The sequence below is a fragment of the Streptococcus sp. FDAARGOS_192 genome (assembly GCF_002073815.2).
Lineage (GTDB): Bacteria > Bacillota > Bacilli > Lactobacillales > Streptococcaceae > Streptococcus > Streptococcus salivarius_H.
In genome coordinates, this window is sequence record NZ_CP020431.2 from 499346 (window position 1) to 522772 (window position 23427).

Here is a 23427-nt window from a genome sequence, read left to right on the forward strand (position 1 = left end):
ATGTTAAATATATAAAAGGAGTATCAGGAATAATGAAACGTATTGCTGTTTTGACTAGTGGTGGAGATGCCCCTGGTATGAACGCTGCCGCTCGCGCAGTTGTTCTCAAAGCAATTTCTGAAGGAATTGAAGTATTCGGCATTAACCGTGGATACGCTGGTATGGTTGAAGGAGATATCTTCCAACTTGATGCTAAAGGCGTAGACAACATCCTAAGCCGTGGTGGTACTTTCCTTCAGTCTGCTCGCTATCCTGAGTTTGCCCAACTTGAGGGTCAACTTAAAGGTATTGAGCAACTTAAAAAACATGGAATCGAAGGTGTAGTAGTTATTGGTGGAGATGGTTCTTACCATGGTGCTATGCGTTTGACTGAACATGGTTTCCCAGCTGTTGGTCTTCCAGGAACTATCGATAACGATATCGTTGGTACAGACTATACAATTGGTTTTGATACTGCTGTTGCAACTGCAACAGAAGCTATCGATAAGATTCAAGACACTGCTTTCAGTCACGGACGTACTTTTGTCGTTGAAGTTATGGGACGTAACGCTGGTGATATCGCACTTTGGGCTGGTATTGCTTCTGGTGCAGACCAAATTATCGTACCTGAAGAAGAGTACGACATCAACGAAGTTGTCCGTAAAGTTAAAGAAGGTTACGAATCAGGTGCTAAAACTCACCACGTAATCGTACTTGCTGAAGGTGTTATGGGTGCTGACGAATTCGCAGCTAAAATGAAAGAAGCTGGAGATACTTCAGATCTTCGTGCAACAAACATTGGACACGTGGTTCGTGGTGGTTCACCAACTGCGCGTGACCGTGTTCTTGCTTCATGGATGGGTGCACATGCGGTTGACCTCCTTAAACAAGGTATTGGTGGTGTAGCTGTTGGTATCCACAATGAAGAGCTTGTTGAAAGCCCAATCCTTGGTACAGCAGAAGAAGGCGCTTTGTTCAGTCTTACTGAAGACGGTAAAATTATCGTTAACAATCCACACAAAGCTCGTCTTGACTTTGCAGACCTTAACCGTTCATTGTCTAACTTGAGCTAATCTCAGTTACTTAAATTATTGTTAATCCGTCGCTAAGGCGACAAAAAATATAAGGGAGTTTTTATTTATCATGAATAAACGTGTAAAAATCGTTGCAACACTTGGTCCTGCGGTTGAAATCCGTGGCGGCAAAAAATTTGGTGAAGATGGTTACTGGGGCGAAAAACTTGACCGTGAAGCATCTGCTAAAAACATTGCTCAATTGATCAAGGAAGGTGCCAACGTTTTCCGTTTCAACTTCTCACATGGTGACCACGCTGAACAAGGTGAACGTATGGATGTCGTTCGTATGGCAGAAGACCTTGCTGGTCAAAAAGTAGGTTTCCTTCTTGATACAAAAGGACCTGAAATCCGTACTGAATTGTTCGAAGGTGATGCTAAAGAGTATGCATACAAAACTGGTGAACAAATTCGTGTTGCTACTAAACAAGGTATCAAATCAACTCGCGACGTTATCGCATTGAACGTTGCAGGTGCACTTGACGTTTTTGACGATGTAGAAGTTGGTAAACAAGTTCTTGTCGATGATGGTAAACTTGGTCTTCGTGTTGTAGACAGAGATGCTGAAAAACGTGAATTCATCGTTGAAGTTGAAAATGATGGTATCATCGCTAAACAAAAAGGTGTAAACATCCCTTACACTAAAATTCCTTTCCCAGCACTTGCTGAACGTGATAACGCTGATATCCGTTTTGGTCTTGAACAAGGTCTTAACTTTATCGCTATCTCATTCGTACGTACTGCAAAAGACGTACAAGAAGTTCGTGCTATCTGTGAAGAAACTGGTAACGGTCACGTTCAATTGTTGGCTAAAATCGAAAACCAACAAGGTATCGATAACATCGATGAAATCATCGAAGCTGCTGACGGTATCATGATCGCTCGTGGTGACATGGGTATCGAAGTACCATTCGAAATGGTTCCAGTTTACCAAAAAATGATCATCACTAAAGTAAACGCTGCTGGTAAAGTTGTTGTTACAGCTACTAACATGCTTGAAACAATGACAGAAAAACCACGTGCAACTCGTTCTGAAGTATCTGACGTATTTAACGCAGTTATCGATGGTACAGATGCTACAATGCTTTCTGGTGAGTCTGCAAATGGTAAATACCCAGTTGAATCAGTTCGTACAATGGCTACAATTGATAAAAACGCTCAAACTCTTCTTAAAGAGTATGGTCGTCTTGATTCATCAACATTTGACCGTTCAACTAAGACTGAAGTAGTTGCGTCTGCAGTTAAAGATGCTACTAACTCAATGGATATCAAACTTGTTGTTGCTCTTACTGAATCAGGTAACACTGCTCGTTTGATTTCTAAATACCGTCCAGAAGCTGATATCTTGGCTGTAACATTCGATGAAATTACTCAAAAATCATTGATGCTTAACTGGGGGGTTATTCCAGTAGTTACTGAAAAACCAAGCTCAACTGATGATATGTTTGATGTTGCTGAAAAAGTTGCATTGGAATCAGGTCTTGTAGAATCTGGTGACAACATTGTTATCGTTGCTGGTGTTCCAGTAGGTACAGGTGGTACAAACACTATGCGTATCCGCACAGTAAAATAATTTAAGTATAACTTAAATAGAAAGAAGATCCTTGGGATCTTCTTTTTTTGCTCTATAATCTTTTTAGTGGTTTAGCTATTGAAGTGATTATAGAGTTTTTTTCATAGGTAGGTAAATTAATCGGATAATAATAAGAAATGAAGAAGTGGCGAATTAATATTTATTACATTTGGCATTTTAAACAGATTTTGTCCTAAATGTCGATAAAACGAGAATCTGTGTCATAGGCCTAGAAGATTTTAGAGAAGAGGGAAATTATCTTTTCTAAGAGTTTTGTTTTTCTTGAAAACTACGAGTTACAGAAAGGCGCTAAATAGGCTTTTAAACTATAGTTAGGTCAATTGTAAACATTATTTTTTTAGGTAGACTTCTTAAATAACTATCAATTTATCTTTAAATAATGACTTACTAATTTAAAATGTCTAATAAAATCTTAATTATGAAAATTGATTTTTGAAAAAAATGAAATCATAATTTTCTTTTTACTGACAATTCTAAAGATAAATAATTATGAAATCTTGCATTGAAATCCTTATAATTAAGTAATATATATACAATTATTCTATTGTTTACTTGATTTTATTTAAGTAAATTTTTTAAAATATTTGAAAATATGAGCAAAACTTTTCACAAATATTAGGAAATTTGTTAGAATGTTTAACGATTAGTATTTTTAAATACTTTTAATCTCATTGAGGGGTGAGATACTTAATTGTATATGTGTGGAGGATTACCAAAGTGGGTAAAGATTTATTTAATGATCGTATAAGTCGATTTTCGATTCGTAAGTTGAATGTAGGCGTTTGTTCGGTCTTGCTTGGAACACTTGTTATGGTTGGTACTGCTAGTCAAGTATCTGCCGATGAAACAGCTAACCAAGTGCAAGCAGGAGATGTAACAAGCACTACTGCAACAGTGAGTGAAGAGTCATCTTCACAGACTGCTGTTGCTGCTCAAGCTTCAACGGAAGTCGCAAATATTTTATCTAGTACTGAGACTAATAGTCAGTCTCAAACTGTTTCAAATGCTAGCTCAGCTAATTCTGAAACGTCGACAACACAAGCTTCTAGTGAAACAACATCTCAAGCAGCTTCGTCAACGTCAGCAACTACTGCAGCATCTACCACTAGTGTTGCTGGCTCTACAAGTGTAGGCAATACTACGGGAGTTTCAACGACAGCCTCTGTTACATCAGCATCATCTGAGACACCTGCTTCAGAAACAGCATCTGAAGCACAAGGTGTGGACGTTCAAGCAGAAGCTTCTACAACGAATGCTCTTTCAAGTGGAGCCGAAGCGTCTGCTGTAGAGCAACCTGTTGTAACAGCAGAAACTTCTGGTCGACGTCGTACACGTCGTGCATTAGGTAATCCTAATGACGAAAGCTTGATTGGGGATGATGTTGAAGATGCAACTTCAACACCAAAAGTTGAAAAACCAGGCTTTACAACAAATGTTGATGCCAAATCTATGGCTAGCCAAATCTCATGGTTGGACTTTGGAGATGTAGCTAACTGGACAGGAACTACTACAGTACTAGTTCCTAAAAGTGAAGTTAAACCAACTGAGAACTTAGAAGAAAAATTGGCTCTTCAAGTTGGGTCTACCTATACCAAGGAAATTATGCCTGGTTATGTAGTTACTGTAAAAGTCAAATCCTTGAAACCTTTCCAAGCGACTGAAATCTATAAGAAACGGATGGAAAATCAAGGGGCTACAGAAGCTGAAAAAGCAACCTATGATCCAAATGCAAAAAATGGTTATGTAAGTGGAGTCACTTCAAATGCTGCTAGGCAAGCTTTTAACAATGGTGAAGAGGCCAAAATCGTTGCTGATGCCCAAAATAATTGGACTGAAATCAGATTTGAGAATATTGATACGAAAACCAAGAAGACTACCATAAGTTCAGCTTTGAATGGTGGAAATATTGGAGTTCAGTTTGAAATCTCTGCAACCTTCCGTGGTAAGACAGTTAAGCCAGCTATTGTTATGGCTGATGGGGAGTCTGCTAACCCAGGTGAATTAGTTATGTTTACTACCAATGGAGAAGGTTGGCAGCATATTGGAGAATGGAAAAAGTTTACCAGACCAACTACTTCTGTAACATATTCACCACAAGATACTGAAAATCTTTTTGGACCTAATCCTAAATTTAATAATACCAACTTAAACCAACTTCGTAGATCTACTCAAGTTGGACCAGAAAAGAAACCAGTAGCTTGGAAGTATTTTGGAAATCCTGACAAAGTTACAGGTGGTCTAGGAACCGGTATCTTTGGACCAAACATTTCTGAAGGTAATTATACTGTTCCAATCGTTATGACGCGTGGTGCCTCTGAAGTTGGACTTTATGTCGCTTCAGGTGGTAAACAGTCAGCAATGCTAGGATTCTTCCCAATTGATGAAGGGGACGCTCCTGAGTCATACGGAAAAGCTATGCATACCATTGCAACTGTAGATGGTATAACTGGTGCTAAAGTAAATCAACCATATATTGGTAATGTGAGCCCAGATATGGATGAGAATACTGTTCTTGACTGGTTCGGTGATGATAAGGCAACTACGGCCGATGAAGGAATTGACCAATTGCTTCCAGATGAGCTTAAAGGTACAACCAATGAGATGATCAAGATGGATCGTACACGCCCAGGTAACTACAAGCTGTCAATAGAAGCCCATACAGATGGAGCTTCAGAAGCTTATATCTACGGTTGGATAGACTTTAACCAAAATGGTACCTTTGATGAAGATGAACGCTCTGATCTTGCAAGAATCACAAATGACGGTACAGTTGAGTTGACTTTTGCAAATAGCAAGACTTATATCGACCCTAGCGTTAAAGAACTAGGTGCTCGTGTTCGTATTGCCAAGAAAGCTAACGAGATTGAGAGCCCAACTGGTATGGCCCTCTCAGGGGAAGTGGAAGACTTCAGAACTCAAATTACGCACCCACCAAAAGGGGAATTCAAGGAAACAAGTGGTCCTCAAGGGGCGAAGCAAACTGCAACTGTAACCTTTACAGCACGTGGAGAACACAAGTATGAGCTTAATTCTAGTGCCGTTATTGACGAAATGGTAGAACCATACATCGTTGATAAAGATGGCAACCGTGCTACTCTTGATGGGGACGGTTACTATGTCGTTCCAGGACAAGGTAAGTACAAGATTACTGCCAACGGTAAAGATGTCGATGTTGAATTTATTCCTGAAGATAACTTCCTTGGAACAGCTGATGGTATTTCTATCCGTCGTTCAGATAACAACGGTTATGATACTGGTTGGTCAACAAAATTCCCAGATCAAGAACCAAACATTAATGGTCAGTTGAATACCATGGATGGTCAATACGTTCCAACAGTCACTCCAATTGAAATCGAAGGAGTTGACAAAACTTCGACGGATGTTCAAGGGGCGACTCAAAAAGAAACTCCGACCTTTAACACAACTGAGACTAACTCAAATGGTGACAAGATTGCAATCACTCCAAGTGCAGAATATCCTGCTAAGTTGGTGGATCCTGCCACAGGTCTCACTACTGATGCGCCATCTGTAACAGTTGAAGGGGAAGGAACTTATACGATTAATCCTTCAACGGGTGAAGTAACCTTCACTCCAGATCCAAGCTTTACTGGTACAGCAAAAGGTGTGGAAGTTACATTGTCAGCGCCAGTTGGTAGAAACAAAGATGGTAAGATCCAACAGGATTACATCAAGACTGCAACAGCTAAGTACACACCAACAGTCACACCAATCACAGTGACTCCTACAGACAAGGTTTCTGCGGATGTTCAAAACGTTCCTCAAACCCAAACACCAACCTTTGATTTGAGTAATGATAAGACTGCTGAAATCACAAGCAAGAAATTGGTGGATCCAGCAACTGGTCAACCGACTGATGAAACAACTGTAACAGTAGCAGGAGAAGGTAGCTATACTATCAACCCAACGACTGGAGCAGTAACATTTACGCCAGAAAAAGACTTTGTTGGTACTGCAAAAGGAGTAACTGTTCAGGCAACTGCTACTATTACAAATGCTAATGGTAAGACTGCAACCATTACTTCAGATGCGACCTACACACCAACTGTTGTGCCAGCAGTTCCAACTGCAAACCCTGCAACTTCTAAAGATGTTCAAGGTGCAACGCAAACAGGGACACCAACCTTCGCAGGTACAACTGTTCAAGTGAATGGTGAAGATAAAGCTATTACGATCAAAGATAATAGCTACACGCTTTTGGATAATGATGGTAATGAAGTGACAAGTACACCAGCTTATGCCGCTGATGGTACAACTGAAATTGGTACTTACTCAATTGATTCAGCTACTGGTCAAGTCACTTTCACACCGACTGATAAATCATACACAGGTGTAGCAACACCGGCCAAGGTTCAAGCTGAAAGCTCAAACGGTATCAAGGTGGATACAACTTACACACCAGAAATCGTTCCAGTAACCCCAACAGCTACACCAGCTGAAACAACTGATATTCAAGGTGCTACACAAACTGGTAAACCTGAATTCAAGGGTGGAACTGTAACAGTAGATGGCGTTGAGAAAACAGTAGCGATTAATGAAGCTGTTCCAGCGACCTTCGATGATGGTTCAACGACTAAGACAGTAGACGGCGTTGGTACTTACACAGTAGCAGCAGACGGAACAGTTACATTCGTACCTGAAAAATCATTCGTTGGAACTGCACCAGCAGTGACGGTTGTTCGTGAAGATAAGAACGGAACCAAAGCCTCTGCAACTTATACACCAACTGTGACTCCAGTAACTCCAACGGCAACACCAGTTGAAACTACAGATATCCAAGGTGCTACACAAACTGGTAAACCTGTATTTACTGAGGGTAATAGCCGTGTGCCGATGAATGATGATGTTGCTGCAACATTTGACGATGGCTCAACGACTAAGACTGTTGACGGCGTTGGTACTTACACAGTGGCAGCAGACGGAACCGTAACCTTCGTTCCTGAGAAATCATTTACTGGAACAGCACCAGCAGTGACGGTTGTTCGTGAAGACATGAACGGTACTAAAGCTTCTGCGACATATACACCAACAGTAACCCCAGTAACACCGACTGCAGAAGATACAACATCTACAGGTAAACAAGGACAAACCCAAACAGGTAAGCCTAAATTTACTGAAGGCAACAGCCGTGTGCCAATGAATGATGACGTTCCAGCTACTTTTGATGATGGTTCAACTACCAAGACAGTCGATGGCGTTGGTACTTACACGGTGGCTTCAGACGGTACAGTTACATTCGTCCCTGAAAAATCATTCACAGGTAAAGCACCAGCCGTAACAGTTGTTCGTGAAGATAAGAACGGAACAAAAGCTTCTGCAACTTACACACCAACTGTAACTCCAGTAACTCCAACTGCAACACCTGCTGAATCTACTGGACCTCAAGGTTTGGTTCAAACAGGTACAGTAACCTTCACTGAAGGTGATGAAGTAGCACCAATCGACAAGGATACCATTACTCTTCTTGATGAAAATGGTCAACCAGCAACATCTGTAGTTGCTAAGTCACCAGAAGGTAAAGAAATTGGTACCTTCACCGTTGATAAAGATACAGGTGTTGTGACCTTCACACCAACGGATAAATCTTATTCCGGCGATGTTGTCCCAGTTAAGGTTCAAGCTGCGGATACTAACGGTACAACAGTAGAAACAACTTACACACCTAAGATTACTCCAGTTGTTCCAACATCTGAAGATGCTACATCAACTGATATCCAAGGTCAAACTCAAACAGGTAAACCAACCTTCACGGAAGGCAATCCAAATGTTCCAATTGATGAGGATACACCAGCTACCTTCGAAGATGGTTCAACGACTAAGACAGTAGATGGAGAAGGTACATACACTGTTTCTCCAGATGGAACCGTAACTTTCGTCCCAGAAAAATCATTCACTGGAACTGCTTCAGGCGTAACAGTGAAACGTGTTGATAAGAACGGTACTGAAATCACAGCTAAATACACACCAACTGTGACACCAGTAACCCCAACAGCTGCACCAGCTGAATCAACAGACATCCAAGGGGCAACCCAAACAGGCAAACCTGAATTCACTGAAGGCGATAGCCGTGTGCCTATGAACGACTCTGTTCCAGCAACATTTGATGATGGATCAACTACGAAGACTGTAGATGGTGTTGGTACTTACACAGTGGCAGCAGACGGTACAGTAACCTTTGTACCAGAAAAATCATTTGTTGGAACTGCACCTGCTGTAACTGTTGTTCGTGAAGATAAGAACGGAACCAAAGCTTCTGCGACTTACACACCAACAGTTACACCGGTAACACCAACTGCGACACCAGCTGAAACAACAGGTGTTCAAGGTGCAACCCAATCTGGCAAACCAACCTTCACTGAAGGTAATAACCGTGTACCAATGAATGATGACGTTCCAGCAACCTTCGATGATGGATCTACTTCTAAGACTGTTGATGGCGTTGGTACTTATACAGTAGCTGCAGACGGAACTGTAACATTTGTTCCAGAACCAAGCTTTACTGGTACTGCACCAGCTGTAACAGTAGTTCGTGAAGATAAGAACGGAACTAAAGCATCTGCAACTTACACACCAACTGTTAATCCAGTCACTCTTACTCCAACAAATAAAGTTTCTGAAGACATTCAAAATATTCCTCAAACTGAAACTCCAACATTTGCTTTGAGTGATGATGAGACTGCTCAAATTACAAGTAAGAAATTGATTGACCCTGCAACAGGTCAACCAACAGATGAAACAACTGTAACAGTAGCAGGTGAAGGTACTTACACAATCGATCCTACTACCGGAGCAGTAACCTTTACTCCTGAAAAAGACTTTGTCGGAACTGCAACTGGCGTGAAAATTCAAGCAATAGCGACGATTACAAATGAAGATGGTAAGACTTCAACCATCACTTCAGATGCAAGTTACACACCAACAGTTGTAGCAGCTGTTCCAACAGCTAAACCAGCTACATCTAAAGATATCCAAGGTGCGACACAAACTGGAACACCAACCTTTGAAGGTGCAACTGTTCAAGTAAATGGTCAAGATAAAGCTATTACAATCAAAGATAATAGCTACACACTTTTGGACAAAGATGGTAATGAAGTGGCGACTACGCCAGCCTATGCTGAAGATGGTACAACTGAAATCGGTACGTACTCAATTGATCCAGCAACTGGACAAGTGACCTTCACACCAACTGATAAATCTTATACAGGTAAGGTAACGCCTGTTAAGGTTCAAGCTGAAAGCTCAAATGGCATCAAGGTGGATACAACCTACACACCTGAAATTGTTCCAGTAACCCCAACAGCTACACCAGCTGAAACAACGGATATTCAAGGTGCTACTCAAACAGGTAAACCTGAATTCAAGGGTGGAACCGTAACAGTTGATGGCGTTGAGAAAACGGTAGAAATCAATGATGATGTTCCAGCAACATTTGATGATGGCTCAACTACCAAGACTGTTGACGGCGTTGGTACTTACACTGTAGCAGCAGACGGAACCGTAACCTTTACCCCTGAGAAATCATTCACAGGTAAAGCACCAGCCGTAACGGTTGTTCGCGAAGATAAGAACGGAACTAAAGCTTCTGCAACGTACACGCCAACAGTAACTCCAGTCACACCGACAGCGACACCAGTTGAAACAACAGGTAAGCAAGGTCAAACTCAAACAGGTAAGCCTGAATTTACTGAAGGCGACAGCCGTGTACCAATGAACGATGATGTTCCAGCTACTTTCGACGATGGCTCAACGACTAAGACAGTAGACGGCGTTGGTACTTACACAGTAGCAGCAGTCGGAACGGTAACCTTTGTTCCTGAGAAATCATTCACAGGTAAAGCACCAGCCGTAACGGTTGTTCGTGAAGATAAGAACGGAACCAAAGCTTCTGCAACTTACACACCAACTGTAACTCCAGTAACTCCAACAGCGACACCAGTTGAAACAACAGGTAAGCAAGGTCAAACTCAAACAGGTAAGCCTGAATTTACTGAAGGCGACAGCCGTGTACCAATGAACGATGATGTTCCAGCTACTTTCGACGATGGCTCAACGACTAAGACAGTAGACGGCGTTGGTACTTACACAGTAGCAGCAGACGGAACGGTAACCTTTGTTCCTGAGAAATCATTCACAGGTAAAGCACCAGCCGTAACGGTTGTTCGTGAAGATAAGAACGGAACCAAAGCTTCTGCAACTTACACACCAACTGTAACTCCAGTAACTCCAACAGCAACACCAGCTGAATCTACTGGACCTCAAGGTCTTGTTCAAACTGGCACTGTAACCTTTACTGAAGGTGATGAAGTAGCTCCAATTAACAAGGATTCGATTACTCTTCTTGATGAAAATGGTCAACCAGCAGCATCAGTAGAAGCGAAATCACCAGCAGGTGATGTGATCGGTACATACACAGTTGATAAAGATACAGGTTTAGTTACTTTCACACCAACAGATAAATCTTATTCAGGTGATGTTGTCCCAGTTAAGGTTCAAGCAGCTGATACAAACGGAACTACAGTTGAAACAACTTATACACCGAAAATTACTCCAGTTGTTCCAACTTCTGAAGATGCTACATCGACTGACATCCAAGGTCAAACACAATCTGGTAAACCAACCTTTATTGAAGGTGATCCAAATGTTCCAATCGATGAAGATACTCCAGCGACCTTTGAAGATGGTTCAACCACTAAAACAGTAGATGGTGAAGGAACTTACACTGTTTCTCCAGATGGAACAGTAACCTTCGTACCAGAAAAATCATTCACTGGAACCGCTACAGGCGTAACAGTGAAACGCGTGGATAAGAACGGTACTGAAATCACAGCTAAGTACACACCAACTGTGACACCAGTAACTCCAACAGCTGCACCAGCTGAAACAACAGATATCCAAGGTGCGACACAAACTGGTAAACCTGAATTTACTGCAGGCGATAGCCGTGTACCAATGAACGATGATGTTCCTGCAACCTTCGACGATGGCTCAACGACTAAGACAGTAGACGGCGTTGGTACTTACACAGTAGCAGCAGACGGAACGGTAACCTTTGTTCCTGAGAAATCATTCACAGGTAAAGCACCAGCAGTGACAGTTGTCCGCGAAGATAAGAACGGAACAAAAGCTTCTGCAACCTACACACCAACTGTAACACCGGTAACACCAACTGCAGAAGATACAACATCTACTGACAAACAAGGTCAAACGCAAACAGGTACACCAACCTTCACACCAGGTAATCCAAATGTTCCAATGGATGATGATACACCTGCAACATTTGAAGATGGCTCAACAACCAAGAACATTCCAGGTGAAGGAACTTACACTGTTGCTCCAGACGGAACCGTAACATTTGTTCCAGAAAAATCATTCACAGGAACAGGTACAGGCGTAACTGTGAAACGTGTTGATAAGAATGGTACACCAGTTACAGCTAAGTACACACCAACTGTAACTCCAGTAACTCCTACAGCAACTCCAGCTGAATCAGAAGCCCCTCAAGGTGTGGTTCAAACTGGAACTGTAACCTTCACAGAAGGTGATCCAGTTGCGCCAATCGACAAAGATACCATTACTCTTCTTGATGAAAATGGCCAACCAGCAGCATCAGTAGATGCGAAATCACCAACAGGTGATGTGATCGGTACCTTCACAGTTGATAAAGAAACTGGTGTTGTAACCTTCACACCAACTGATAAATCATACTCAGGTGAAGTCGTTCCAGTTAAAGTTCAAGCCAAAGACACAAACGGAACTGTTGCTGAAACAACCTACACACCTAAGATTACTCCGGTTGTACCAACTGCTGACCCTGCAACATCTACAGATATCCAAGGTAAAACTCAAACAGGTACACCAAGCTTCAAACCTGGTAACCCTGCAATCCCAATGGATGATGATGTTCCAGCAACCTTTGAAGATGGAACAACTACGAAGACCATTCCAGGCGAAGGAACTTACACAGTTGCTCCACACGGAACAGTAACCTTCGTACCAGAAAAATCATTCACAGGAACAGGTACAGGTGTAACCGTGAAACGTGTTGATAAGAACGGTACTCCAGTTACTGCAACATACACACCAACTGTAACTCCAGTTACACCAACTGCTGAACCAACAACATCAACAGGTAAACAAGGTCAAACTCAAACAGGTAAGCCTGAATTTACTGAAGGTGACAGCCGTGTACCAATGAACGATGATGTTCCAGCAACCTTCGAAGATGGCACAACGACTAAGACAGTTGACGGTGTCGGTACATACACAGTAGCAGCGGACGGAACTGTAACCTTTGTTCCAGAAAAATCATTCGTCGGAACTGCACCAGCAGTGACTGTTGTTCGTGAAGATGTAAATGGTACTAAGGCTTCAGCGACTTACACACCAACCGTAACTTCAGTCACACCGACTGCAACACCGGCAGAATCAACAGGACCTCAAGGAGTAGTTCAGACGGGAACTGTAACCTTCACTGAAGGTGACCCAGTTGCACCAATCGACAAAGATACCATTACCCTTCTTGATGAAAATGGTCAACCAGCAGCGGCGGTGTTTGCGAAATCACCAGCGGGCAATATTATTGGTACCTTCACAGTTGATAAAGACACAGGTGTCGTAACCTTCACACCAACGGATAAATCTTATTCAGGTGATGTTGTTCCAGTTAAGGTTCAAGCAGCCGATGCAAATGGAACAACAGTAGAAACAACATACACACCTAAGATTACTCCAGTTGTCCCAACTTCTGAAGATGCGACATCTACCGATATCCAAGGTGCGACTCAAACTGGTAAACCTGAATTCACTGAAGGTGACAGCCGTGTGCCAATGAACGATGATGTTCCAGCAACCTTCGATGATGGCTCAACCACTAAGACAGTAGAAGGCGTTGGTACTTACACAGTAGCCGCAGATGGAACAGTAACCTTTGTTCCAGAAAAATCATTCGTTGGAACTGCACCAGCAGTGACTGTTGTCCGTGAAGACATGAACGGCACAAAAGCCTCAGCAACTTACACACCAACAGTAACACCGGTAACGCCAACTGCTGCCCCAACAACATCTACAGATATCCAGGGTGCAACACAAACTGGTAAGCCTGAATTCACCGAAGGTGATAGCCGTGTGCCAATGAACGATGACGTTCCAGCGACATTTGATGATGGCTCAACTACCAAGACAGTAGAAGGCGTTGGTACATACACAGTAGCCGCAGATGGAACAGTGACATTCGTACCTGAGAAATCATTCGTAGGAACTGCCCCAGCAGTGACAGTTGTCCGTGAAGACATGAACGGCACTAAAGCCTCAGCAACCTACACACCAACTGTTACACCAGTCACACCGACTGCAACTCCAGCAGTATCTACTGACATCCAGGGTGCAACACAAACTGGTAAACCTGTATTCACCGAAGGTGATAGCCGTGTGCCAATGAACGATGACGTTCCAGCAACATTTGACGATGGTTCAACAACTAAGACAGTAGAAGGCGTTGGTACTTATACAGTAGCAGTAGACGGAACAGTTACATTCGTACCTGAGAAATCATTCGTTGGTGAAGCTCCAGCAGTGACAGTTGTTCGTGAAGATGTGAACGGAACCAAAGCCTCAGCAACCTACACACCAACTGTAACTCCTGTAACACCAACTGCTGAGCCAGCAACATCTACAGACATTCAAGGTCAAACCCAAACAGGTAAGCCAAGCTTCATGCCTGGTAACCCAAGTGTACCAATGGATGATGATGTTCCAGCAACCTTTGAAGATGGATCAACTACCAAGACTATTCCAGGTGAAGGAACTTACACCGTTTCTCCAGACGGAACAGTAACCTTTGTTCCAGAAAAAGCATTCACAGGAACAGGTACAGGCGTAACAGTGAAACGTGTTGATAAGAACGGTACAGCTATTACAGCTACCTATACACCAACCGTTACACCAGTAACACCAACTGCAGAATCAGTTACTTCAATTGGTAATAAGGGTCAAACGCAAACAGGTAAGCCAAGCTTCACTGAAGGCGATAGCCGTGTACCAATGAATAACCAAGTTCCATCTACCTTTGAAGATGGTTCAACAACCAAGACGATTTCAGGTGTTGGTACTTACACAGTAGCTGCAGATGGAACTGTAACCTTCACACCAGAACCTGAATTTACAGGAACTGCCCCAGCAGTAACAGTTGTTCGTGAAGATGTCAACGGAACTAAGGCTTCAGCTACCTACACACCAACTGTCCTTCCAATCACTAAGTTTGTCGATAAAGAAGGTAAGGAAATCCCAGGATATCCTACAGTTGATGGTGAACAGCCAAAAGTTGAGATCCCAGGTTACCGCTTCGTAGAAACTAAGAAATTACCTAATGGTGATATCGAACATGTCTACGAGCAAGTAACGACATCATATGTAGATGAAAATGGTACTCCAATCCCTGGTTATCCAACTGAAGATGGTCAACAACCTAAGAAAGAAATCCCTGGTTATGAATTTGTGAAGACAGTTGTAGATGAAAATGGTAATACTCAACACATCTACAAACAAATTGTGACTCCAACACCAGTGCCGGATACAACTCCGACACCAGAGCCACAGCCAGCTCCACAAACAGAAGAGCCTAAGGCTCCAGTACTTCCAGAAACAAAAGAAGAAGCTCACTTTATCAATCCAAGTGATAAGACAGCTCAACTTCCAGAAACTGGTAGTGAGGATTCAAACCTTGCAATCTTTGGTTTGGCAAGTCTTCTAGCTGGATTTGGACTCTATGGCGCAAAACGACGCAAACGTTAAGATGATTTAACGGTCGTATAGGACCTTAAGAATCCAGATTTCAATTAAAATAGACCTCATGGTATTTGCCATGGGGTCTATTTGTATGGTCCAGCCTGCTGTTTTTCAAGTCGTCATGATTGACTTTGCTCTCTAGGAAGCGTAATCTAGACCTTAGGTAAAGGATTATAAGGAGGTCCCTCGATGATTGAAGTAACTTATTTAAATACCGCTAAGCAAGAAAAACACACTTCCTTTGAAGATTACAATGAATTTGTTAGGGCACAGCAAGCTTGTTGGATTGCCTTACCAGATTCAACGCCAGTCACTAAGGTGACAATCAACGGACATGATATTGGCTACAAGGGACAATATGGTGACCTTTACTTTTATATTATGAAGTTAGACTTGGCACAATATCAGTAATAGTAAGGGAAAAGAATTAGACATCGTGTTCTGGTTCTTTTTCTTTAATCAAGGTAATTTTTATAAATTAAGAATATTGCTAATTGACTGAAAATGACTTACAATAGAAAGGAAGAATTTATAGAAGGAGACACATATGAAAAACAAGCGTTTAATTTGGACTTTGGTTTTCTTAGCTATCTTGACGCTCGGTTCTATTGGGACAGATCTTTTCAAAAAAGAACACCAAGATGCCAATAAGGTCGTCAAAGTAGGGATCCTCCAGTTCGTGACTCACGACGCCCTGGATCAAATCGAGAAGGGAATTGAGGATGGCCTTAAGGAAGCTGGTTATAAGGGGGACAAGGTTAAAATCACCCTCCTAAATGCCGAAGGAGACCAGTCTAAAATTCAAACCATGTCTAAACAATTGGTTAATGACAAGAACGATGTTGTTATCGGTATTGCCACACCAGCAGCACAGGGGCTAGCGGCAGCTACCAAGGATATTCCAGTCATTATGGGGGCTATCTCAGACCCTGTTGGGGCCAAATTGGTTAAGAATCTCAAGCATCCGGAAGGCAATGTTACTGGTACCTCTAACCAAGTGCCGATTAAGCAAACAGTAGACTTGGTCAAATCACTGACACCAAATGCCAAAACTATTGGTATTCTCTACGCTTCAAGCGAGGACAATTCCAAATCACAGGTTGAAAGCTTTAAGAAATACGCAGAAAAAGATGGCCTGAATGTGGTCGAGTACGCCGTTCCATCAACCAATGAAATCAATACAACCATGTCAGTCATGACTGGTAAGGTAGATGCCATCTGGACGCCTCAAGATAATACGATTGCCTCAGCCTTTTCAACAGTAATCTCATCAGCCAACCAGGCTAAGATTCCAGTTTATACGACGGTTGATACGATGGTGAAAGAAGGTGGTTTGGCTTCAGTTGCTCAAAGCCAATATGAACTTGGAAAGGCTACAGCTCGTAGTGCCGTTAAGGTTCTTAAGGGTAAGAAAGTAAAGGATGTTCCTGTAGATGTTATCGATGATGGCACACCAACGCTTAACCTTAAAGTTGCTCAAGACCTCAACATCACCATCCCTGACGATGTGCTTAAACAGTCAGACATCGCTGTTAAAGCTGATAAATAAGGAGGACTTATGATTATTTCATCTATTTATCAGGGGCTTCTATACGGAATCCTAGGTCTTGGGATTTACATGACTTTCCGTATCTTGGATTTTCCTGATTTGACAACAGAAGGTTCCTTCCCTCTTGGTGGGGCAGTAGCAGTAACCCTTATGAACTTTGGTTGGAACCCTATCTTGGCAACCTTGGTTGCCGTTTTGGCCGGCTGTGGTGCTGGACTTGTGACTGGTCTCCTCTATACTAAGGGAGAGATTCCTACTATTTTGGCAGGGATTTTGGTCATGACCTCTCTTAACTCAGTCATGCTTATGATTATGGGAAGGGCCAACTTGGGACTTCTTGATATTAAGACTATTCAAGATTTGCTTCCTTTCAGCAAGGACTACAATCTCTTGATTGTTGGTCTCATTGCTGTGACCATTGTTATCACTGCCTTGATTGCCTTTCTTAACACGCGCCTTGGTCAAGCTTATATTGCCACAGGTGATAATAGAGACATGGCCAAATCTTTTGGTATCAACACAGACAATATGGAAGTGATGGGTCTTGTTATCTCAAACGGTATTATTGCCCTCTCTGGAGCCTTGATTAGCCAACAGGACGGTTATGCCGACGTTTCTAAAGGGATTGGGGTTATCGTCATTGGTCTTGCCAGCATCATCATTGGTGAGGTCCTCTATGCGACTAACTTGACTCTGTTGGAACGTTTGATTGCCATCTGTATTGGTTCAATCCTCTATCAGTTCCTTTTGACAGCAGTTATCGCTCTTGGCTTTAACACGAACTACCTCAAACTCTTTAGTGCGATTGTTCTGGCTATTTGTTTGATTTCGCCTGTCCTACGTCGAAAATTCTTTAAGGGGGTGACCTTATCACGATGACAGCTATTGTAGAACTCAAAGATGCGACTGTTAAGGTCAATAACGGTTTTGACACCGAAAAAACCATCCTGAACCATGTTAATCTTACCATTAGAGAAGGTGACTTTATTACTATTCTTGGTGGAAATGGTGCCGGAAAATCAACCCTCTTCAACGTCATTGCAGGGACCCTCATGTTGACCAGTGGTCAGATTTTCATCATGGGTGAGGATGTTACGGCTCTCCCTGCTGAGAAGCGTGCTAAGTACCTCTCACGAGTCTTCCAAGATCCTAAAATGGGGACAGCTCCTCGTATGACCGTTGCAGAAAACCTCTTGATTGCCAAATACCGTGGCGAAAAACGAGGGCTTAAATCACGCCAAATTCATCTCTACACAGAGGAATTTCAAGGTCTGATTGAACGCATCAGTAATGGTTTAGAAAAGCACTTAGATACACCAGCAGGTCTCCTTTCAGGTGGTCAGCGTCAGGCTCTCAGTCTGTTGATGGCGACACTTAAACGTCCTGAGCTCTTGCTCTTAGACGAACATACCGCAGCCTTGGACCCTAAGACAAGTGTGGCTCTCATGGAGTTGACCGATGAGTTTGTGACGGGCGACCACTTGACAGCCTTGATGATTACTCACCATATGGAAGATGCTCTTAAATACGGAAATCGTCTTATCGTTATGAAGGATGGTCAAATCATTAAAGACCTTACCAAGGAAGAAAAAGGTCAATTGGATATCACAGACTACTACGCTATGTTTGAGTAAGCCTAGTCTGACTCTAAATTGTAAAATAAGCTAAAAAGTTGTATACTTAAAGAGTATGCAACTTTTTGTTGTGGCCTGTAAATCGACAAGGAGACTGTTCGCACGAACGTTCAGCTTCTTGGACCGTCTGTAAAAATAGGCTCTAGAAGAGAGTCAAACTAAAAAGGAGAAAAACAAGCATGAGCGATATTAAAATTATTGCCCTAGGTGGAGTACGTGAAAATGCTAAGAACCTCTATATTGTTGAGATTAACGACTCTATCTTTATCTTGGATGCTGGTCTAAAGTATCCTGAAAATGAACAACTAGGTGTTGACTTTGTCATTCCTAACTTAGATTACTTGATTGAAAATAGAGATCGTATCCAAGGGATTTTCTTGACGCATGGACATGCCGATGCCATTGGTGCCCTACCTTATATCTTGCAAGAAGTCAAAGCACCAGTTTTTGGATCATCACTCACAATTGAGTTGGCTAAGCTTTTTGTGAAGAATGCTGGCGTTAAGAAATTCAATAATTTCCACGTTATTGACGCAGAAACTGAAATTGAATTTGAGAATGCTGAAGTTTCATTCTTCAAAACAACGCACTCTATTCCAGAATCAATGGGGATTGTTCTTGGCACTGACCAAGGTAATATTGTCTATACTGGTGACTTCAAATTTGACCAAGCTGCCCGTCCTTACTACAAAACTGATTTAGGTCGTTTGGCTGAAATTGGACGTGAAGGTGTCTTGGCCCTCTTGTCAGACTCAGCAAATGCGACAAGTACTGAACAAACAGCTTCGGAAGCAGAAGTTGGTCAAGAAATTGACCAAGTCATTGCCGATGCAGAAGGACGTGTTATTGTTGCAGCAGTTGCCTCAAACTTGGTACGTATTCAACAAGTCTTCGATTCAGCTGCTGATCACGGACGTCGCGTTGTTCTTACTGGTTTTGACGTTGAAAATATTGTCCGCACAGCCATCCGCCTCAAAAAATTGACTGTGGAGCATGAAAAACTTATTGTCAAACCAAAAGACATGAACAAGTTTGAAGACCACGAGTTGATTATCCTTGAAAATGGTCGTATGGGTGAACCAATCGATGGTCTCCAAAAGATGGCTGTTGGTCGTCACCGTTACGTTCAAATTAAGGATGGAGATCTGGTTTATATCGTAACAACTCCAAGCATTGCTAAAGAAGCTGTAGTGGCACGTGTCAACAACGCTATCTATAAGGCTGGTGGAACTGTTAAGATGATTACGCAGAGCCTTCGTGTATCTGGACATGCCAATGCTCGTGAACTTCAATTGATGATTAATCTCCTTCGTCCACAGTATCTCTTCCCTGTCCAAGGTGAGTACCGTGACCTTCAAGCCCATGCAGAGTTAGCCTTGGAAGTTGGTATTCTTCCAGAGAATATTTATATCGTTAAACGCGGTGATATCATGCATTTGTCTGAAGATCAAGGTTTCCTTCATGAAGGAGCTGTTCCAGCTGGTGATGTGATGATCGACGGTAATGCCATTGGTGATGTGGGTAATATCGTCCTTCGTGACCGTAAGGTCTTGTCTGAAGATGGTATCTTTATCGTAGCTATCACTGTGAACAAGAAGGAACGTAAGATTATCTCTAAAGCGCGTGTGAATACACGTGGGTTCGTCTATGTTAAGAAGAGCCGTGACATTCTCCGTGAGGCTGCTGACATTGTCAATGCTACCGTTGAAAATTACTTGGCAGGAGACAGCTTCGATTGGGGTGAACTTAAAGGAGCTGTCCGAGACGATGTAGCTAAGTTCCTCTTTGACCAAACTAAACGTCGCCCAGCGATTCTTCCGGTAGTCATGGAAGTACGTTAATCATTGATGTTACAATAAAGGTGTGAGCGTCTTGCTTGCATTCATCGAAATAGAGGTAAATCTCAACAAGATTTTCTTCTTAAAGCAGAAGCTGGGATACCCCAGCTTTTCTGACATTTAGAAAGGAAAATACAATGGCTTTTTTTCAAATTGAATACTCTTCAGATGTTCTAGGACAGTACCGTCAAGTAGATGTCATTTATCCAGACCGTGACCAGATTGCTGAAACGGAAAGTGATACGGACATTCCGGTTCTCTATCTTCTTCATGGCATGGGGGGCAATCATAATTCTTGGGCCTTTCGTACCAATATTCAGCGTCTCCTTCGTAAGACTAATCTTATCGTTATTATGCCTAACTCTGAAAATGGATGGTATACAAATACCAAATACGGTGTTAAATATTACGATGCCATTGCCAAGGAGCTTCCTCAAGTCATGCAACGTTTCTTCCCAAGTATGACTAAGAAGCGTGAAAAGACTTTTATCGCTGGACTTTCTATGGGCGGCTATGGGTCTTTCAAACTCGCCTTAACGACAAATAACTTTGCTTGTGCGGGTTCCTTCTCTGGTGCCCTTGGATTATCAGTGGAGATGATTACTGATGAAACGAGTGAGTCTAAGGAATACTGGCAAGGTGTCTTTGGAGATTTAGAAGGAAAAGACATTGTGCAGCATAAACTGGTCAATCTAGCCAAACAACATGACAAGAAAACCAAATTCTTTGCCTGGTGTGGTCTTGAGGATTTCCTTTTTGACTCTCAAAACAAAGCAGTAGCTGATTTGAAAGCTCTTGGTTTGGACATTGACTACCGCACGGACCATGGAAGACATGAATGGTATTATTGGGAAAAACAACTAGAAGCCTACTTAGAATGGTTACCTATTGATTACGTTAAAGAAGAACGTTTGTCTTAATAGGTCAAGTTTGTAACATCTTATCAAAGAGATGATAAAAGCTTAAATTGATATTTTTTACTTGTCAGAACTATTAGAGCTTGATATACTAAGGGAAGTTTCGAAAAGGAGGCTCAATAATGAAAAAATTATTCAGAGTAATCTTCTATATTCCTAAACTTCTTTTACAATTTATTTGGAATCTTATTTGGGCTATATTTAAACTTGCCCTAGTGCTAGCCCTCATTGGGTATGGACTCGTCTACTATGCCAATAACTCTTCAAGTACCTTAGCCACAAATATTAACCAAGCCTTTCATCAAGTAGAGCTAGGGTTTAGTGGTACCAGTACTAGTGACGTTGAGAAAGTTGTCTCTAACCTATCAACGACAGATACTATTCCAGAGTCTAACGGAGCTAGATGGGCGCAAAATACAGCTAGCATATATATACAATCTACAGACGAAACCTTGGTAGCCGCCTATAAGGAAGCTATCACCAACTGGAATAACACGGGTGCTTTCATCTTTACTTTAACTGATGATGCCTCAACGGCTGACATTGTTGCGACAGACTATTCCGATGCGAATTCACAGGCAGCAGGTTTAGCAGATAGTCAAACCAATGTTTTGACCAATCGCATCACTCATGTGGATGTAAAGTTAAATCGTTACTTCCTCTTGAATAGTGATTTTGGTTATACTCACAAGCGTATCGTTAATACGGCTGAACACGAATTGGGACATGCTATTGGCTTAGATCATGATGACTCTAAGACATCCGTTATGCAATCCGCTGGATCTTATTACGGGATTCAACAGGTGGATATTGATACGGTCCATGCTCTTTATGCTAATTAAGGAGGGGCTGTCATGCGCTATTTGAAACGCCTTGCTAGACGTTACCCCATGCAAACCTTCCTTTTTCTTTTCAATGCTGGGGTCTTTACTTGGTTGCAAACAACAGGAACCATGATTGCCAATCGTTTGGGCTTATCAGGTGATGGCATTTGGATTTATATTCCCACTTGGGTAAAAACGCTGACTAGTCATTCCATAGAGAGTATTCAAACTCTTTACAGTGCTTCTGGATGGAGTTGGCTAATCACCTCTATGCTTCTCACTTGGCTCTTGACTTTTCTTAGAGGTCTCATGAGAGCAGTGATTATCATTCTGTTAGTTGGTGTTGGCTTATGGCTAGTCTACCGACATTTTGAACTTTTACAAAATCTAAAACTGTCCTGATGGGCAGTTTTAGTTTCCTCTAACAAGTGACTTGGCTATCAAAACATAGACTAATTTCTGTAGATGAAATGAGATAGTTCCTTTAATAATTTCAGAACGAGCTGTAGACAAGACTTTTCGTTGTGAGAAAAGTGCCTAAAGTTTAAAAGCTTTAGGCACTCGGAAGTTTTGAGACACTAGGCTCAAAACTTAGCTATGGAATTCCGAAGGAAGTCGCTAGCGTCCGCACTCACCTAAGAAAAGTCTAAAAAGAAGAATTAATGTCAATTTAAAACTGTCAATCAGGGCAGTTTTTTGAGTTATTAGGTCATTTATTTTCTGAAGAAATATGATATAATATAGCTAATTTATTATTTTGGAGGACATTATGGCTTTAGCAAAAATCGTTTATGCCAGTATGACCGGTAACACGGAAGAAATCGCAGATATCGTTGCCAAAAAATTGGAAGAATTGGGTCACACTGTAGATGTAGACGAGTGTACAACGGTTGATGCCGCTGATTTTGAAGATGCGGACATCTGTATTGTAGCGACTTACACTTATGGTGATGGTGAGTTGCCAGATGAAATCGTTGACTTTTACGAAGATTTGGCTGATCTCGATTTGTCAGGTAAAATCTTTGGTGTTGTAGGTTCAGGAGATACTTTCTACGATTATTTCTGTCACTCAGTTGATGAATTTGAAAATCAATTCACTTTCACAGGGGCGACTAAAGGAGCAGATAGTGTCAAGGTTGATCTTTCTGCTGAAGATGAAGATATCGAGAACCTCGAAGCTTTCGCTGAAAAAATTTCAGAAGCATTAGCATAAGAAAA

At 42.0% G+C, this 23427-nt stretch carries 12 protein-coding genes; all 12 read left to right on the forward strand.

All coding sequences use genetic code 11. From position 1 onward, the window contains the following. Nucleotides 1–32: 32 nt before the first annotated feature. The 12 genes from pfkA to A6J31_RS03570 all read left to right on the forward strand — a co-directional run bounded on the left by pfkA (nucleotide 33) and on the right by A6J31_RS03570 (nucleotide 23422). Nucleotides 33–1052 (forward strand): 6-phosphofructokinase, encoded by a 1020-nt coding sequence (pfkA, locus tag A6J31_RS03515; RefSeq protein WP_014634333.1) that lies wholly within the window; start codon nucleotides 33–35, stop codon nucleotides 1050–1052. Nucleotides 1053–1122: 70 nt separating this feature from the next. After that, on the forward strand, nucleotides 1123–2625 hold the full coding sequence (gene pyk, locus A6J31_RS03520; protein ID WP_080610458.1) for a pyruvate kinase: 1503 nt from the start codon (nucleotides 1123–1125) through the stop codon (nucleotides 2623–2625). A gap of 738 nt (nucleotides 2626–3363) precedes the next feature. After that, the gene (locus A6J31_RS03525) at nucleotides 3364–15453 is read left to right on the forward strand and encodes a GEVED domain-containing protein (RefSeq protein WP_080610459.1); all 12090 of its coding nucleotides are present in this window, start codon (nucleotides 3364–3366) and stop codon (nucleotides 15451–15453) included. 183 nt (nucleotides 15454–15636) lie between these two features. Then, nucleotides 15637–15858 carry a DUF4649 family protein gene (locus A6J31_RS03530; RefSeq protein WP_002890796.1) on the forward strand — a complete coding sequence of 74 codons (222 nt, stop codon included), beginning with the start codon at nucleotides 15637–15639 and terminating at the stop codon, nucleotides 15856–15858. 136 nt (nucleotides 15859–15994) lie between these two features. Continuing rightward, nucleotides 15995–16996 carry a tryptophan ABC transporter substrate-binding protein gene (gene trpX / locus A6J31_RS03535; protein ID WP_037601128.1) on the forward strand — a complete coding sequence of 334 codons (1002 nt, stop codon included), beginning with the start codon at nucleotides 15995–15997 and terminating at the stop codon, nucleotides 16994–16996. Nucleotides 16997–17005: 9 nt separating this feature from the next. Then, nucleotides 17006–17875 (forward strand): ABC transporter permease, encoded by an 870-nt coding sequence (locus tag A6J31_RS03540; RefSeq protein WP_002883493.1) that lies wholly within the window; start codon nucleotides 17006–17008, stop codon nucleotides 17873–17875. After that, nucleotides 17872–18630 (forward strand): ABC transporter ATP-binding protein, encoded by a 759-nt coding sequence (locus A6J31_RS03545; RefSeq protein WP_060972690.1) that lies wholly within the window; start codon nucleotides 17872–17874, stop codon nucleotides 18628–18630. Before A6J31_RS03540 ends, A6J31_RS03545 begins: the two co-directional genes overlap by 4 nt. Before the next feature lie 179 nt (nucleotides 18631–18809). Continuing rightward, complete coding sequence (locus tag A6J31_RS03550; protein WP_080610460.1) at nucleotides 18810–20471, forward strand: ribonuclease J; 1662 nt, start codon at nucleotides 18810–18812, stop codon at nucleotides 20469–20471. A gap of 134 nt (nucleotides 20472–20605) precedes the next feature. Then, a complete protein-coding gene (locus A6J31_RS03555; RefSeq protein ID WP_060971930.1) occupies nucleotides 20606–21388 on the forward strand; it encodes an alpha/beta hydrolase in 783 nt (260 codons plus the stop codon). Nucleotides 21389–21507: 119 nt separating this feature from the next. After that, nucleotides 21508–22227, forward strand: a complete 720-nt coding sequence (locus A6J31_RS03560; protein ID WP_002890801.1) for a matrixin family metalloprotease — start codon at nucleotides 21508–21510, stop codon at nucleotides 22225–22227. A gap of 12 nt (nucleotides 22228–22239) precedes the next feature. Beyond that, nucleotides 22240–22611 (forward strand): hypothetical protein, encoded by a 372-nt coding sequence (locus tag A6J31_RS03565; protein ID WP_037600183.1) that lies wholly within the window; start codon nucleotides 22240–22242, stop codon nucleotides 22609–22611. Nucleotides 22612–22978: 367 nt separating this feature from the next. Then, a complete protein-coding gene (locus A6J31_RS03570) occupies nucleotides 22979–23422 on the forward strand; it encodes a flavodoxin (RefSeq protein ID WP_002888085.1) in 444 nt (147 codons plus the stop codon). Nucleotides 23423–23427: the final 5 nt, after the last annotated feature.